This is a genomic window from Mechercharimyces mesophilus (assembly GCF_059818345.1).
This window is the reverse complement of the sequence record NZ_JCBAPH010000001.1, coordinates 931,515-947,473: the sequence shown is the minus strand read 5'-3', so window position 1 is coordinate 947,473 and position 15,959 is coordinate 931,515. Positions and strand designations below refer to the sequence as shown.

The 15,959-nt window shown below is 44.3% G+C and carries 15 protein-coding genes; 1 reads left to right on the top strand and 14 read right to left on the bottom strand.

What is annotated here, in order from left to right; translation table 11 throughout:
• Positions 1-8 precede the first annotated feature (8 nt).
• The 5 genes from ccsA to AC6RGY_RS04800 all read right to left on the bottom strand — a co-directional run bounded on the left by ccsA (position 9) and on the right by AC6RGY_RS04800 (position 5,122).
• Complete coding sequence (gene ccsA, locus AC6RGY_RS04820) at positions 9-1,214, bottom strand: cytochrome c biogenesis protein CcsA (RefSeq protein WP_499860087.1); 1,206 nt, start codon at positions 1,212-1,214, stop codon at positions 9-11.
• 18 nt (positions 1,215-1,232) lie between these two features.
• Positions 1,233-2,843, bottom strand: a complete 1,611-nt coding sequence (locus AC6RGY_RS04815; protein ID WP_499860085.1) for a cytochrome c biogenesis ResB family protein — start codon at positions 2,841-2,843, stop codon at positions 1,233-1,235.
• 100 nt (positions 2,844-2,943) lie between these two features.
• A complete protein-coding gene (locus AC6RGY_RS04810; protein ID WP_499860083.1) occupies positions 2,944-3,657 on the bottom strand; it encodes a pseudouridine synthase in 714 nt (237 codons plus the stop codon).
• Between the two features lie 254 nt (positions 3,658-3,911).
• Positions 3,912-4,358 carry a DoxX family protein gene (locus AC6RGY_RS04805; protein WP_499860082.1) on the bottom strand — a complete coding sequence of 149 codons (447 nt, stop codon included), beginning with the start codon at positions 4,356-4,358 and terminating at the stop codon, positions 3,912-3,914.
• Positions 4,359-4,438: 80 nt separating this feature from the next.
• The gene (locus tag AC6RGY_RS04800) at positions 4,439-5,122 is read right to left on the bottom strand and encodes an NAD(P)H-dependent oxidoreductase (RefSeq protein WP_499861464.1); all 684 of its coding nucleotides are present in this window, start codon (positions 5,120-5,122) and stop codon (positions 4,439-4,441) included.
• Between the two features lie 167 nt (positions 5,123-5,289).
• Between AC6RGY_RS04800 and AC6RGY_RS04795 the strand changes: the two genes are divergently transcribed.
• Positions 5,290-5,655: a winged helix-turn-helix transcriptional regulator gene (locus AC6RGY_RS04795; RefSeq protein ID WP_499860081.1), complete on the top strand. Its 366-nt coding sequence runs from the start codon at positions 5,290-5,292 to the stop codon at positions 5,653-5,655.
• A 211-nt stretch (positions 5,656-5,866) separates the two neighbouring features.
• On the opposite strand, the gene AC6RGY_RS04790 is transcribed toward AC6RGY_RS04795, so the two are convergent.
• The 9 genes from AC6RGY_RS04790 to AC6RGY_RS04750 form a co-directional block, all read right to left on the bottom strand.
• Positions 5,867-6,529 (bottom strand): type 1 glutamine amidotransferase domain-containing protein, encoded by a 663-nt coding sequence (locus AC6RGY_RS04790; RefSeq protein ID WP_499860080.1) that lies wholly within the window; start codon positions 6,527-6,529, stop codon positions 5,867-5,869.
• Between the two features lie 228 nt (positions 6,530-6,757).
• Positions 6,758-7,861: a DNA glycosylase AlkZ-like family protein gene (locus tag AC6RGY_RS04785; RefSeq protein WP_499860079.1), complete on the bottom strand. Its 1,104-nt coding sequence runs from the start codon at positions 7,859-7,861 to the stop codon at positions 6,758-6,760.
• A 236-nt stretch (positions 7,862-8,097) separates the two neighbouring features.
• Entirely contained in the window at positions 8,098-9,027 is a 930-nt protein-coding gene (gene nrdF / locus AC6RGY_RS04780; RefSeq protein WP_499861463.1) for a class 1b ribonucleoside-diphosphate reductase subunit beta, read from the bottom strand.
• A gap of 71 nt (positions 9,028-9,098) precedes the next feature.
• Entirely contained in the window at positions 9,099-11,183 is a 2,085-nt protein-coding gene (nrdE, locus tag AC6RGY_RS04775; protein ID WP_499860078.1) for a class 1b ribonucleoside-diphosphate reductase subunit alpha, read from the bottom strand.
• Entirely contained in the window at positions 11,119-11,535 is a 417-nt protein-coding gene (nrdI, locus tag AC6RGY_RS04770) for a class Ib ribonucleoside-diphosphate reductase assembly flavoprotein NrdI (RefSeq protein ID WP_499860077.1), read from the bottom strand. Before nrdI ends, nrdE begins: the two co-directional genes overlap by 65 nt.
• Before the next feature lie 869 nt (positions 11,536-12,404).
• Positions 12,405-13,262: a hypothetical protein gene (locus AC6RGY_RS04765; protein WP_499860075.1), complete on the bottom strand. Its 858-nt coding sequence runs from the start codon at positions 13,260-13,262 to the stop codon at positions 12,405-12,407.
• A gap of 280 nt (positions 13,263-13,542) precedes the next feature.
• Entirely contained in the window at positions 13,543-14,079 is a 537-nt protein-coding gene (locus AC6RGY_RS04760; protein ID WP_499860073.1) for a spore maturation protein, read from the bottom strand.
• A 52-nt stretch (positions 14,080-14,131) separates the two neighbouring features.
• Positions 14,132-14,722: a nucleoside recognition domain-containing protein gene (locus AC6RGY_RS04755; protein ID WP_499860071.1), complete on the bottom strand. Its 591-nt coding sequence runs from the start codon at positions 14,720-14,722 to the stop codon at positions 14,132-14,134.
• On the bottom strand, positions 14,719-15,870 hold the full coding sequence (locus AC6RGY_RS04750) for a D-alanyl-D-alanine carboxypeptidase family protein (RefSeq protein WP_499860069.1): 1,152 nt from the start codon (positions 15,868-15,870) through the stop codon (positions 14,719-14,721). Before AC6RGY_RS04750 ends, AC6RGY_RS04755 begins: the two co-directional genes overlap by 4 nt.
• Positions 15,871-15,959: the final 89 nt, after the last annotated feature.

The following is a 15,959-nucleotide window of genomic DNA, read 5'->3' as shown; positions in this document are numbered from 1 at the left end:
TCTCTACTTTAGGCATAAGAATGTAAACCTGAAACCACTAAGTTAATCGCAATCAAGTTGATCATAATGATAATAAAACCAATGACCGCAAGCCACGCCGATTTTTCCCCTTGCCAATCACGCGACAAACGCAAGTGCAAATACGCACTATAGAAGAGCCAAGTAATGAGCGCCCAGTTTTCTTTCGGGTCCCATCCCCAAAAGCGACCCCAAGCTTCATGTGCCCAGATCATGGCAAATACAAGACCGCCTAAGGTAAAGAGTGGATAACCAATTACATTGGCACGGTAACTGATTTCTTCCACCAATTCTGGGTTAAGACCTTTAAGTGGTGGATAGAAGAGCTGATAAAGTGGTTTACGCGTGATAAGGCGTACCAATCCATATAAAATCAGGCCCGTGATGAACGACCAGATGACCGAGTTTAATTGTTTCGCTGCGCCTTCTCCTTTCATCCAAGAGGGGGCTTCAAACAAAGGCTCTTCTTGACCGAGGAAAGGATCGATTGATTCTACTTCCCCATTGTATGGCGCTACAATCACGGGCATATGATACTCCTGTGCCACCTGTTGTCCATTAAAGGTGTATTTAATATTGGCTTCATAGCCCGCAAACGAAAACGCAAACGACGTAATAATAAAGCCAATCACCAGCATCACCATTACCAGTGACGACTCTAGAAAGAACGCGCTCTTGCGATTCGGTTTTTCTCCCACAATACGTATTAAGTAGATCAATCCCACAACGAAACCAATGGCAAATGCTCCTTGACTCAAAGCGACGACCGTCACGTGAATATAGAGCCAGTAGCTTTGAAGAGCCGGGATCAGTGGCTCTACCTCGCGTGGAAAGACGGATGCATAGGCTAACAAAATCACCGCCAGTGGCATCGCAAAAGCACCAATAGCCACCATACGATAAAGATAAAAAATCACCACAAAAAAGATGACGATCCCAAAACTTAAAAATGCCATAAACTCAAACATGTTACTCGTAGGGAAATGACCGCTAATAAAAATGCGTGTCACCGTAAACGCCAATTGTGCCAATAAGCCGATGATGGTGACTACCATCCCCGCTCTTCCCCAGCGACGCACATGTTCTTCTTCGCCTGACTGCACCTTCTTTCCCACAATGGCACCGATAAAAATAACCGATGCCAATAGGTACAAGAAGAAGGTACCTAACAATAGCCAATCCATTATCTCAATCATACCCCGATCCTCCTACACCTACCGTTTTTCCGTTAAGGTTAGCGACCATGTGACCCCTTCTGCTGCTCGCTCTACCTCTTTTTTCAATCCAAACCAGTTTTTATTGGTATGCGTACCTACATACATCGTTCCCTCTTCAAAGCGGAACCAGACACGACGGTGCTGCCAATAGAAACCGACGATCAAACCGAGCATTCCGATCGCTGCTCCCAAAAAGATTACCGGCAGACTCTTTTCCGTCCGTACCATTAAACCCGTTTCATTGGTAAAGCCAAATTGACTAAAATTGATGTTATAGCGGTTCTCCGGCATCTCTTTTCCCCAATCCGTCCCCGGAATCACCCACATCTTCTCCCCTTCTGGCTTTTCCGGAGAGGTGACACTAAATACCATGGCAGGATTGTTAGGAATATTGGAGCGCGTTGTCGGCACACCTTCCTCCACGAAAAAGTCAGGGAAGTAGTCCAGCATTCGCACTTCGCTACCATCCGCTAACGAGAAGACTTGATCCGGATCATTCTCATAAAGGTTGACAGTAAACGTTCCTAGATCTTTTTCTTCTTCTTGATCAACCAATACCAATTCCAGTTCATTCATTCGTGGTTCCAAAGCCGACTGATAGAGGAGCAATCCTTCATATTTAAAGGGATCGTTCACCTCTGTAACCCCTTCTTTTACAGGAGTTAGCTTGCCTGCACCGTCATCCTTATACAAGATAAGCTCCGTGCGATACTCTTTGACTGCCATAACTGACTGGCTCTTGTCCACACCAGGAGCGAGCTCACCCTGTTTATAGGGTACACTCTCTGCTTTCACATTCTTTACCTGATAGTCTGAATAAGGTGCGGGCAATTGCTTTGTTTCACCGTTACGAATCCACACAAACTCATCCATCGACCAGCCTGGAATCAAGCGCAGAAAGGTTCCAAAAAAGAAAAGAATCAATCCGACGTGCAAGATATAGGGACCCCAACGACTGATGCGTCCCTTCTCTGCCAACATCGCTCCTTCTTCTTTTCTTACTTTGTAACGCTTCTTCTCTAGAGCCGTTTTCATCTCTTCCATGCGCGCCTCTGCCTCTTCTTCTGTTAACTCTTCCTCCGCATGGTAACGCTGTCTCGTTAAAAAGAGCGGGCTTTTTTGTACCCGTTGGTTTTTCAGCGCTTGATAAAGCGGTACCACGCGATCCAAGCTACAGATGATCAGCGAAGCAGATAATAGCGCGAGTAGAAGCATAAAAGGGATGGAGGCGTACACATCATACAGCCCCGTCTCATAGTACATCTTCCCCCAGAACCCGTATGTTTGTTCATAGTATAGTTCTGGACGGTTGGAAGGAATATATCGTTTCTGTGGAAAAATCGTCCCTAGAGCGGAGACGATCAAAATGATCACAATCAACCAAATGGCTACTTTTACGGACGAAAAAAAGTTCCAAATGCGATCGACGACGCTATTTTTGAACGTCTGTGAGCGCCTTGCTTTTCCTTCATAACGCATATCGATCGGACCATCGCCCGCCGCTTTCTCATCCAACGGTTTCCCACAATACTCACATAAGACCGTACCTACGGGGTTGGGATGGCCACATTCGCATTTTATCTCATTTATCATTTGTGCTTCATTCACCCCTTGCCGCCTACCTATATTCGTCTAATCTACCCCTCATTATATCTTTCCTATTTCGCTCGTTTGCTCGTTCATTATGAAGATTATTTGAAAGATCCTCCTATCGGAGTAGCTTATACAACTTCTGCACTTCCCCTGGACTCAATTCACGAACCTGACCGCGTCCCAGTCCTTTTAGGCGCAAAAAGGCCACTTGCGTTCGCACCAATTGCTGGACTGGATGGCCCACCGCTTCACACATACGCCGGACCTGACGGTTTTTCCCTTCGTGAATCACCAGCTCCAACACCGTCTGCCGTCCAGTCGTCTTAATCCGCTCCACTTGAGCAGGCTGTGTCCAACCGTCTTCCAAACGTACTCCTGCTTGCAAACGCTTCACAGCAGCGTCTGTTACCTTGCCTTTCACTGTCGTTAAGTAGGTTTTTCCAATTTCATAGCGTGGATGCATCAGACGATTGGCCAATTGACCATCATTCGTCAAAAGAAGCAATCCTTCCGTATCATAATCGAGTCGCCCTACCGGATAGACCCGCTCGGGGATAAAGCGAAGATAGTCAGCTACTGTTTTTCTTCCTTCTGGATCCGACATGGTAGTCATTACGCCTGTCGGCTTGTAAAAGAGAAAGACCCTTTTCGTTTCTTGTTGAATTGGACTTCCCTCTACCTCAATCACGTCTGATTGGGGATCTACTTGTGAACCTAGCTCGGTGACCACCTGCCCGTTCACCTTTACTTTCCCTTCTTCAATCAGGCGCTCGCATTTGCGCCGCGAGGCAACACCTGCATGCGCCATCACTTTTTGTAATCGTTCCATCTTTTTCACCTCATTCTCTATTGTAACGGTTCGCCTATGGTAAAAGCGAGCGCAAGCAGTTTATTGATCATCAGCCGCCGTCGTCCACTCCCACGTAACCTGCTATTTCTGACCCTAATAGCCAATAGGTCAGTGGCTCCTCATGAGGTTTAATGCAAATCAACAGATAAAACGCATTCCATGCAAAAACAGCCAACGATCAAGCTCGTCAGCTGTTTTCCCTTACTTTAGATAAGTGTGTGAGGCAATCGTGATTACCATTTATCCCATTGCGTAAGCGCTACAGCCACAATAAAAATCAATTGCAGGAGAAGGCGTGGGATTAATGGTGGATTTGTTTTCTTCCCAATGGGAAGTTTTTTACGTGCGGCATAAACATTGGCTGGGAACATCAATATCATGAGCAAAATCAGTCCGATGGCTGCCGCTTTCGAAGTGAAAGGAATGAGAAGTCCAATCCCTCCCAATAACTCCAATACTCCTGTAATATTCACCCAAAATGCAGGAGCAGGAATGGAAGGTGGGACCATGCGGATAAAATCTGCTCGATTTTTGCCCCAATGTGCACTCGCAGCTAAGATAAACATGAGCGCCAGTGTGTAGCGGAGGGCAATTTGCCATTCTGCGAGTGGCAACCCAAAAGCATAGCCGATCAATAAAAAAATAAAGAATGCAACGATGAGCAGGATAGGTAGTAACATTGTCGCTCCTCCTTTACTATCTCTTATCTAGTAGGAGATGATCTTAGGCGTGAGTTGCACCAATCTTTCGTTTGATCTCTTCACTCGATCCATTCCACTACTTCATCAATCGATTGCCTTGCTTTTGGTCGGCGTGGCTCTTCTGCACGATAGCCAAATGCCACCATGGTCGACAAACCAAATTGCTTTCCTCTTATGATTCCTTCCTCTCGTAAGATCGTTTCTGTCGCCTCTTTATCAAAACCTTCGATCGGACAAGAATCAATGCCAATCTGTGCTGCTGCGGTCATCATATTGCCTAAAGCAATATACGTTTGTTTGCTGGCCCAATCAAAAATAGCTCGCTCGCTTTCCAAAAGAGAGAAATCCGACTCCTGAAATTTTTTGACAGCGCCCTGTTTCCACTCAAGCACGTCTTCAGGCATTTGTCGAATTTCCTTGTCCATATAAGAAAGATAGGAGGAACCGTAGTGCATATCCTCTACCGTTCGGGATAAGATCAAAACAAAATGGCTCGCTGTCGGCAGCGTCCCTTGTGCTCCCCATGTAACCGGTAAAAGCTTCTCTCGCAAAGACTCCTTTTGTACCACGACAAATTTCCAGGGTTCATATCCAAAAGAGCTAGGAGACAGTCTCCCTGTCTCTAAAATAAAAGCAAAATCCTCTGCGGAGATTTTGCGCGAGGGATCAAACTTCTTACAGGCATGACGAAAACGATAGGCAGCCAAAATTTCTTCCTTGCGTGTTTGGTTATCCATATTCATTCCTTCCCCTTTCATCAAATAACGATCGAGATCGAAAATGTTCATCCCTCCTTAAATTAAGGAGAGTTTCTTTACAAGATCTATTATAACCGCTACAATTAAAATTAGAAGTACGCACATTTATGTTGTATAGTATACTTTTTTATACTGTAAAGGAGGGAAAGTTCTTGTCATTTCCTACAAAAGAAAAGTGGGCATCCGATGTCTTTGCTTGTCCAGTGGAAGTAACCATCGATGTGGTAGGCGGAAAATGGAAAGCGATTATCCTTTATCACCTCATGAAAGAAACTCGACGCTTCAATGAGCTCCGGCGATTAATTCCTGAGATTACCCAGCGGATGCTCACTCTACAATTACGAGAATTGGAACGAGACGGAGTCATTCATCGTAAAGTATATAAGCAGGTCCCACCCAAAGTGGAGTATTCCATTACAGACTTTGGTCAAACCCTGACACCCATCATCCATCAGATGATGGAGTGGGGAGTCGCACATACCGAACAACTTGCTGCCTCACGCAAAGAAAATACGTAACTGCAAACATAGGAAAAATTCGTTTCAACCCCTCTTTAATCTGGCAAGAATGATCTGCCTATGTGTTAAAGAAATTTGATTATCCGTACCCCATACAATGACGGAAGAGCGGAATCATTTATAGCTACAAAAAAGCGAGGACCCCTTATAAACGGTCCCTCGCTTTTTTATTTATATGCGCTATACACCTGGTTCCAACATTTTGTATGCTTTAACCTAGTAATTTTACTACTTCGTCTGCTACGCTTTTACTCGATTGTGGGTTTTGCCCCGTAACCAAGTTCCCATCTACTTCTACGTGATCCTGCCAGTCAGCGGCGACAATCACTTCAGCCCCTTGTTCACGCAGTTTGCTTTCCAAGAGGAATGGCATGTGAGAAACCAAGTCGACCGTCGCTTCTTCTGAATCCGTAAAGGCGGTAACCTTCTTCCCAGCCACCAATGGCTTTCCACTAGCGTCTTTCACATTGACCAAGCCAGCAGGACCATGACAGACAGCGGCGATCACTTTATCGCTCTTAGCAAAGTATTGCAGAGCCTCAATCAGATCGGCGTTATCGGGGAAGTCAAACATGGTCCCATGACCACCAGGCAAAAAGATGCCATCAAATCCTTCCACGTTAACCTCCGCTAAGGGCAATGTGTTTTCACACTTGCTTAGCACTTCTTGTGATTCTTTGATATCACTTTCATTAGAAATACTATTGGGGTCCAATGGTACCTTGCCACCTTGCGGACTGGACAAGGTAACCTCGTATCCTTTTTCTTTAAAAGCCTGATAAGGAACAGAGACTTCTTCCAACCAAAATCCCGTTGGCAGATCATCCGTAATCTTATCGTGGCTTGTAATAACAAATAATATTTTTTTACTCATGATCCTACCCCTTTCACTAACATGTCCAAGATCTAGGAGTCAGCTTCGCTCCTCCAACTACTATACCCGTTTGAACCCATATTCAAAAGTACGCACATTCTTGTGATTTAGTACCCTCTATGATACTAGGTAGATAGAGGGACTACGAAGGGCTTTGCCCGGTTAGTTTCTTTCTTGTTAACCTGGAACGACATCATATCTCTTCTTCATGGTTCTGGATATCCACAGTTACCCAAAGTAACCTGGATCATTGTACAAGTGATTTTCTTCGAGTGTTTTCCCAGCAAACTTTCGGATTCTCGTTGTCTCAGGATGATACTCGCTTCGTATTTCATGGATGATCTCTTCTGTGCGCTCGGAAATTTCATCTTCACTCATCAGTAGGGTAACATCATCAATATCATGTGGACCGATCTTCCATTGCCCCTGCACTGCCCCTCTAAACTCTCCATCTATGAATAAATACTGCAGGACCTTTTGTGCATGAAACTTCTCTTTTAGTTCGGCCATATGGGCGCGAACCAGTATATCCGACTTATTCATCATCCTTACTAGTTTCGGTACAGACTGGCGCTCGAGGTCCACATCTTCCGGTTTGATAAATCCGTCACCTAAGCCTTCTACGTGGACTTTCATCAGCTTGTTTTCGACTTGAAGATGCGTTATTGCCTTATTTATCTCGATCATCTTTAGCCTCGACCAGCTTTTCATTTGTTCCGGCGTAGTAAAAACAAAGAGATGTTGAAAGTTGAGTATAATTTGTGCAATGGCTTCTTCCCTGGTTAATTTTATCTCCTCTATGTCAAACCATTCTGTCTTAAAATCAAACCAACCAGTATTCCAGTCTGTGTCTATTTGATCTTCGTAAACGAAGAAAGCTTCTTGTAATTGTTGCAACGCTTGAGTGATCTCTTTTCCGCTATAATCTAGCTCCGCTTTTAATTCCTCTTTTGATATCCCACTCATCGTTTTTATGGCTTTCAATATTTCCTCATGAATTTTCTTAGGCCTCTTAAGTTCTTTTTTAAACACATAGGAATAAAGCCTCAAATCTTCCTCTAGTACATAGCCAACTAATCCTCCTTGAAATCTCCCCTTCACAATCTGATGCTTTTTTCTCCAGTTGCTAGTAAGGAATGCATCATTAAATTCTGTTCTATATCTCAGCCTGGGTGGTTCACCAGGACGCGAGTTAAACACTGGCGCCACCGGTTGATGAAGCTTAAACAGCTGTCTATACTCCTCCACATCCTGACTCTCTTTTAGTGGATCAATCAGTCTTTGCCTCTGTAGACGTGTGTATAATACCGTCTGTTTCTCTATTTTCGCCATATTCCGCTCTCCTCCTAGATTATTGATTACATTAAGTATTTTAAGGGCATTAACTCTATCATCCGTATTACTGATTCGGAGTCCTAATAGTCTTCTCCATACTGTTCCAGGTCACAATCCACTCTACCTGCTTCCAAATACAACAGAAAAAAGCTTGTCGTTGATCTTATCTTCGACAAGCTTTTCCTAACTCACTTTATTCGTAATCTCTCACCGTGTTAGACAGACTCCATCTCTTACGCAAACAGAAAATCATCATCCGTCAGCCGCTCCACATTTAGCGCTTTTACATATCCGTTCCCCTTCGTGGAGAAGAAGTCATGGGTCTTCGTTTCTGTCTTAATCCCATTCTCTACAATCGGGTTAATGGTTGGGTCCGCGAACACAGGGTCTAATCCTATATTCATCAGAGCTTTGTTCGCATTATACTCTACGTAGTTAATCACTTCGTCCGTCAGCCCGATTGGATCATACATTTCAGCCGTATACTCTCGTTCCAACTCATACAACTGCTCCATGAGAGACGAGACGTCACTTTTGAGGCGTTGCTGTTGTTCTGCGGTCATCTCACCTAATAACTCTTGTGCCAATAGCCCCACGTAAACACCGTGGATCGCTTCGTCACGCAGAATCAAGGAGATGATTTCACCGGAGGCCGTCAATTTTCCTTGCCCCGCCAGATACAAAGGATAGAAAAAACCACTGTAAAAAAGAAAACTTTCTAGGAAAACACTCGCCACCATCGCCATGTACACTTCTTCTTTGCTCGCTTCTGGCTTGAGCAAGGCATGATAATACTTCAAAACCAGACTGGCTTTCTTCTGTAAGAGCGGATTTTCTTCTACCCAACGGAAGATGGCATCGTTTTCCTCATCCGTCACCAGCGTGGTAAAAATACTACTATAGCTCTTGGCGTGGATCTGTTCCATCGCACCAAAGAGGGCGAGCACCGCTTTTTTCTGTAATCCTTCCACATGGGTCGTCAGAAGTGGCATGCCCTCGCCACCTTGCTGTGTGTCCAGCAGGGTGAGTCCGCCTAGCACCAGCTTATACGTCTCTTTCTCCGCTTCAGATAATCCTTTCCAGGTATTCAAATCCGCAGAGAGTACAATCTCCTCTTCCGTCCAAAACTGTTGTATTTGTTGCCGATAAAACATCAAACTCATCTGATCTTCTTCGCGATTCCAATTGACGGCTTTTAAGGTCAAGCCGATCCCTCCCCAACAACAAACTTAAATCAAACCGAACAAGATAAACACTCTTCCACATCTAGCTTACGGGTACGTGTGTAATAGAGGCTTTTTAACCCTTTGTGATTGGCATAAACATAGTAGCGCGCCAATTGACGCGTGGAAATGTCGCTATTAACAAAGAGGATGGCACTAATCCCTTGGTCGATGTGCGCCTGTGCTTCTGCCACCAGATCCATCACTTTCATCATGTCCATATCATAAGCGGATTTATAGTACCAGAAGTTTTCCCGTGCAAGGAACGGCATGGGGAAATAGGTGGTCGCATTGGCATAAGTTCTCGACTCAATCGCACTCGTGATTGGCATAATGCTGGATGTCGCATTTTGTAAGTACGAGATACTTCCCGTTGGGGCAACAGCCAAGCGATAAGCGTGATACAATCCATGTGTCTGTACCTGCTCCATCAACTGTTGCCAATCCGTCTTCGTAGGAATATCCATATCTGCAAAGAGCGAAGCAACACGTTCACTACGAGGCGAGAAGTCCTCCTGCAGGTATTTCTCAAAGTAGCGACCCGTAGCGTAATCGGAGCGCTCAAAATCTTTGAAGGTCTCCCCTTTTTCTTTGGCGATCATCATCGATTTCTCAAGTGAATAATAATTGACGATCATAAAGAAGGTGCGTACGAAGTCGCGTGCTTCTTCCGATTCAAACATGATCCGATTTTTGGCGAGATATCCGTGTAGGTTCATCGCTCCTAAACCGACAGAATGTAACTCCTCGTTCGCCTTGCGCACGGTCGGAGCATTCTCGATGGTCGTCATGTCAGAAACCGCCGTGAGTGCTTCCATCCCGGTATGAACCGCTTCACGAATCTTCGCTGATTCCATCACATTGACGATATTTAAGGAGCCCAAGTTACAGTTGATATCACGTTTGATGATATCCGGTTGGCTGTAATCGGTGATTTCACTCGTCTCCATCATCTGGAAAATTTCCGTGCATAAGTTGGACATCTTCACTTGTCCAATCCCTTGAAGAGCATGGGCTCGGTTGGCATTAGACTTGTACATGATATAGGGATAGCCCGATTCCAATTGGATGGCAGCAATCTTGGATAAGAAGTCACGCGCACTCATCAATATCCGCTTGTTTACATTTGGATTGGCTACCAGCTCTTCATAGCGCTCATCCAAATCCATATCGTCCAAGTGCTCTCCATACTCCGCATAAACAGAATAAGGGGCAAACACATAGAGTGGTTGATCCTCTTTCGCTAACTGGAAAAGCTTATCGGGTACGATTAATCCGATGGACAGAGAGGCAATCCGTGTCTTCTCATCCGCGTTAATTTTTTTGGAATCGAGAAACTCATTCACATCCCAATGGAAACAATTGAGGTAGGCTGCACCAGCACCTCGACGCTGTCCCAATTGATCCACATAGGAGAAAATATCTTCTAACAGTTTCAGCACCGGCATAACGCCACTCGCCGCTCCTTCAATTCCCTTGATCGGTTCTCGACGGGCCCGCAAACGGGAGAGATTAAGGGCAATTCCGCCCCCATTTTTACTCAGTTGTGCCGCAGTGTTCACATTAAACATAATCGAATTCAAGGTATCATCCATACCCAAGAGGAAACAACTGACCATCTCACCACGCCGGCTTTTACCCGCATTTAAAAAGGTAGGCGTAGCCGGCTGATACCATTGGTTCATCATCGAAATCACAAAGCTTTTGGCTTTCTCTACATCTCCTTGTGCCAAATAAAGAGAAACAGCCACTACCCGGTCTTCGTAAGTTTCAAGGTATTGCTTCTTATCATTGGTTTTTAGCGCATAATCCGTGTAAAACTTTGTGATGGCCATATAGGAATCAAAGGTGAAATTCTGTTCATAGGCTAGTTGATAGATCGACTCAATCGCAGAGAGTGAGTATTGTTCCAACAAGCGCGGATCATAGTAATCCTTCTCTACCATATACTCCATCTGTTCTTTAACAGAGGAGAAGCGAATCAGCTTTGTCTCTACCTCTTTTTGGAATTCAGCAATTGCTTCATGATCCTTATGTAGCTGATAAAACCCGTCCGTCATTTTCGTAACTTCGTTGTTCAACTCGATATGATTCATGCTCTAACTCCTCCACCCTTTCCTTAAAGATCTCTCGATCGCTCTTGGTTCCAGAGAGCTCAAATTTATGAAGAATGGGCACTTGATACCTCGCCCCAATAACATCTGCACTGCGCGCAAAGTGTTGCGCAAAATTGCGGTTACCACTCGCTGCTACGCCTTGTAAATAATCGCCGTTCGTCTGCAAGAATGTTTCCACCGTCGGGGGAACTTGTCCAAAACCCGTCGTAAACGTAACCAAAACATAAGGTTCTTCTATTACCAGGTCAGGTTCGATCTTTATCGCATCCCAACCAAGATGTTTCATAAAGCGGTCCACATTTCCCGTTTTGGAGTCATAGATTACGAGCATCCGTCTTCCTCCTAGCAAGCAAAAAGAGAAAGAATAGTGTCAATGCTTCTTTCTCCTCAAGGTGTGTTAAACACAAGATATAGTATGTATATAGTAAATCGTATTCAAGATCCTGTGTCAATAAAGAGAAACAGAGGATTTTTGTCAAGAAGTTTTTGAGGGGTTTTTAAGGATCTCTTTCTTTATTTAGGGGGAAAAAGAGAGAGAAAATCATAGAGGAAATTCGTCACCTTGAAAAGTGTAATCGCGGACGAAGCAGTTGTCAACGTGCTAGCAAAAATAAAAAAGGTTTTATAGTTACCGGCAGAGGAGAGATGGAACGTAAGTGTTCTGTCATTTGTTTTGTCTAACATAGGAGGCTTATTCTCCGACTGACATTCATTCGTTATCATTAAAAATATGAACCCCAATAAGAAATGTAATCAAAAAATAAATCATGTTTGTAATATCATCTATTTCATTTAATAGAAGGAACAATACACCAAATAGCAAAGTTGCATCCGTTATAAAAGCGTATATTCGATATAGTGATCCTTGAAAACTAATACGTATGAAACTTGAAATTATAGTAAACAGACCGAATAAGAGACATATAAGAACCAATATACTAATATCAAGGGATGAAATAGAAATGTCTGCAATTAGATAGAGAAGAAATAGGACAAAAATATAAGTAAGCCCTGTTGAAGCTATCTCTTTAAAGTATTTCATAGAAAATAAGCCTCCTGCTAATGTTGAAATTAGGGGATATATCTACTTGTCCACTAACCCTACCCTCCCCATAGAAAGACCCCTCCATAGTTAACAGATGAAAATGGTTTCTTTTCTCTGTCCACTATAAGGGGATCATATCACGAATGAGGAATCCCTTATTTACTCATTCCCTGTTCTCGGAGTAAGTACTGAAGAGAATCCGGTGACAGACGAGGTTTTATTGTCGTCATGTTAAGGAGAGTGGAAAACGTCTCCCCTTCCACTTCATACTTGAGTCGAGGGCGAAAGTAGACGTATCCATCCGTCTCTTCAACATTGAAAGCACGATGGAGACCATAGCTCTCATCGGGGGGAATCGTACCCAGAATGTTTCCCGTCTCTTCCTCTAGCTTAATCTGATCGATATTATGTTCAAAAGAAAGCAAAGTTATCTCTTGGTCATAATGATTTTCTAGTGTATCAGAAAAAGAGAGGGAAATCACGGGAAGCTCCGTTTCCTGCTCCATACCTCCTTCACCACCCGCTAGTAAGGACTCTTCTTCTTTTTCTTTCACTTGAAAGTAAAAATCTCCTATATTCACACGATACTCTTCATCTGTTTCAGAAGTAATTACTACCTCCATGCCTTTTGCATGCAATTCACCTATTTCATTCGGGATCAGATCAAAAGAAAAGATATAGTGCGTAAAATGTTTGTACTGACCTGCTGGATCTAACCGAGAGTTATCTATCTTAAACCCATCTGGTTGAGGAAATTGTATCCCATAGCCGACCAGTTCATCAGAAAAATCGAAGAGATCTACTTGCAGACGAATCCGCTCACCTTTTATGGCAGAGATGTCTCCCACCCAACCAGGTTGCGCTACTACCCCATCAATATCCCTTGCAAAACTGTATTCATCTGTATATTCAAGGTACAAATGTGTCGCTAACACACCCATAAGAAAGAAGGAGAGTGCGATAAAAATAATAAACAATCCTTTTCTATCTATAGCCATTTTTCTCTTCAACAAGTACATTCCCCCCTGTCTATTTCTATACTTTTATATTCCACATTTTCTTGCTCTTCCCTTCACTCCAAGTGGCTGTTCGTACACATAAAATAATCCTATAGATAAATGACTCAGTTTAATTGTCTTTCCTCAAACATAGAGAAAGAACAGAAGTCCTAATTAAAAAGCGATCTCTGAGAAAATAAATAGTCTAGTCACCATTTTTTGATCGATTTTATGCTCCTATAAATGGAAAAGTTTTGCTACTCCCAGTATACAAGCCATTCCATACTACCCGCATTCAAGCACCCATCATCATGCTTACGATCAACCAAGAGGCCATCAGCCCTGCGAAGTCAGCCATAAATCCAACCTTTACAGCATACATCGAGCGACGAATACCGACAGATCCAAAGTAAACCGTGAGTACATACAAAGTAGTATCGGTACTTCCTTGCATAGTGGAAGCCAGCACCCCTAAGAATGAGTCCGGCCCTTGTTGCTGAAAAATATTTTCCATGAAAGCCAGTGCTCCCGCTCCTGAAATAGGACGCAACAACCCCAGTGGAAGTACTTCCTTTGGGAAATCCACCCATGAAGTAAGGGGAACTAAGAGATTAAGGTAAAATTGGAGCGCTCCCGATTCACGAAAAACGGCTACTGCCACCATCATCCCTACTAAATGAGGGATGATTTGCACAATTGTTGGAATTCCTTCCTTCGCTCCCTCAGTAAAACTTTCATAAATGGGTACTTTCCTAGCGAGTGCATAAACAGGAACAAAAGCTAAGATCACGGGTAACATCCATTTGGACAAAGCGGTTATCCACTCGATCATCGTCATCCCTCCTTCCCCACGGGTTGATGTCTATTCGCTGATGAGAATGGGCTTATGCATCACTCCCCCATGTTCGCCGGCGATACCAACGATCCAAAAGCACCGCTACCACCGTCGAACAGAGAGTGGCTAAGATGGTGGTCCCAATCACTGCAGCCGGTTCTACCGAACCATATTGCATGCGGAGGCCAATAACCGTCGTCGGCACCAGTGTCAGACCTGAGGTATTAATTGCTAATAGCGTGCACATAGCAGGTGTGGCCGTCTTCTTATCCGGATTTAATTTTTGTAGTTCCTCCATCGCTTTCAACCCCATGGGTGTAGCGGCATTTCCTAGACCAAAGAGGTTGGCCGACATATTGGAAAGGATATACCCCATCGCAGGATGATCACGCGGAATACCCGGAAATAAAAAACGGGCGATGGGTCCCAGGAGACGAGCCAATTTCTCAATGAGGCCTGCATCTTGCGCAATCCGCATCATTCCCAACCAGAAAACAAGAATACTGAGTAGACCGAAGCAGACGGCAATCGCATCTTTCGCCCCGGTCAAGGCTGCTTCCGTAACGAGTTCGATATTGCCCTGTGCAGCGGCCGCGATAAATCCACTCACCAGCATAAACAGCCAAATATAGTGGATCATACTGCCTCCTCCTCTCTCATGCCCAACACGCGCCCTAGCACTTTAAGCCATGAGGAAAGAAATGTTTCTTCCTCCTCCACCTTAACTACCAGCGGGATGGACCCAATGGGTTCACTCTGAAAGTAGATACGCAGTGTCCCTGCTACTTCCCCTTCTTGTCCAATTTGATCAATCGGAAGGGTAACAAGTGGTTCCAACTTAATGTCCCCTTCTTCTTCCTCCGTCAATGGATAGGAAAATCCGCGTGCTGCAACCAAGTGAACCGCCTCATCCTTGGTCGTTCGAATCGATTCTTGAACGATTCCTCCTTCCGTAACAAGCTCTCGTAAAGGGTAGTTCTGAAAGCCATACTCAAACATATGCATCGTATCGTTCCAATCATCCGGTGCATTTAAGGTGACGGCAACCAGTTGTTGTCCTTCACGTGTAGCGGAAGAGACCAGTGTGCGCCCAGCCCTTTTGGTATAACCTGTCTTTACACCATCCGCTCCTTCATAGAAACGCAACATCTTATTTTTGTTATACCATTTGCGATTCCACTCTTCTCCTGGCCATGGAACAGTCGCCACTTTCGCCTTAACAATTTTCTGGAAATCTGGATTCTTTAATGCATAAGCACTTAAGATCGCAAAGTCAGCAGCCGAAGAATAATGTTGGGGATCATCAAGACCATGAGGATTAGCAAAATGTGTATTGGATAGCCCTAAATATTCCGCCTTTTCATTCATCAAATGAACAAACCCTTCAAGCGAACCGCCTACATGCTCAGCAATCGCTACAGCTGAATCATTCCCGGAACGAAGCATTAATCCATAGAGAAGGTGCTCTAAAGGAACCTTCTCTCCCGCTTTTAGATAAATGGAGGAACCTTCTACGCCTTCTGCTCGAGAGGTAACCGTTACTTCCTCCTCTAAGTCCCCTAGTTCGATCGCGATAATCGCCGTCATGATTTTCGTAATACTCGCAATGCGCATTTGCTTATGCGGTTCTTTCTCATAGAGAACCCTGCCTGAAGTCCCATCAATCAGAACAGTAGCTTCTGCACTCACCTGAGAGAGGCGTGGCTCTTGTGCCTGTCCAGTACTAGAGATCCCCCAGAGAGGAAGGGTAACCAATCCACAACAGATCCATTTCATCATCCGCTCCATGCCTCACCCATCCTTCACCTCAATTATTCGCTCGTTTCATATATATGTCGATAAGACAAGGTTATGAGGACAAACCTTACGAAGAGGAA

Coding starts and splice junctions, on each gene's coding strand:
- ccsA (WP_499860087.1), bottom strand. CDS start 1,214: ATGATTGAGATAATGGATTGGCTATTGTTAGGTACCTTCTTCTTGTAC.
- AC6RGY_RS04810 (WP_499860083.1), bottom strand. CDS start 3,657: ATGGAACGATTACAAAAAGTGATGGCGCATGCAGGTGTTGCCTCGCGG.
- AC6RGY_RS04805 (WP_499860082.1), bottom strand. CDS start 4,358: ATGTTACTACCTATCCTGCTCATCGTTGCATTCTTTATTTTTTTATTG.
- AC6RGY_RS04800 (WP_499861464.1), bottom strand. CDS start 5,122: ATGAATATGGATAACCAAACACGCAAGGAAGAAATTTTGGCTGCCTAT.
- AC6RGY_RS04790 (WP_499860080.1), bottom strand. CDS start 6,529: ATGAGTAAAAAAATATTATTTGTTATTACAAGCCACGATAAGATTACG.
- AC6RGY_RS04785 (WP_499860079.1), bottom strand. CDS start 7,861: ATGGCGAAAATAGAGAAACAGACGGTATTATACACACGTCTACAGAGG.
- nrdF (WP_499861463.1), bottom strand. CDS start 9,027: ATGAGTTTGATGTTTTATCGGCAACAAATACAACAGTTTTGGACGGAA.
- nrdE (WP_499860078.1), bottom strand. CDS start 11,183: ATGAATCATATCGAGTTGAACAACGAAGTTACGAAAATGACGGACGGG.
- nrdI (WP_499860077.1), bottom strand. CDS start 11,535: ATGCTCGTAATCTATGACTCCAAAACGGGAAATGTGGACCGCTTTATG.
- AC6RGY_RS04760 (WP_499860073.1), bottom strand. CDS start 14,079: ATGATCGAGTGGATAACCGCTTTGTCCAAATGGATGTTACCCGTGATC.
- AC6RGY_RS04755 (WP_499860071.1), bottom strand. CDS start 14,722: ATGATCCACTATATTTGGCTGTTTATGCTGGTGAGTGGATTTATCGCG.
- AC6RGY_RS04750 (WP_499860069.1), bottom strand. CDS start 15,870: ATGGAGCGGATGATGAAATGGATCTGTTGTGGATTGGTTACCCTTCCT.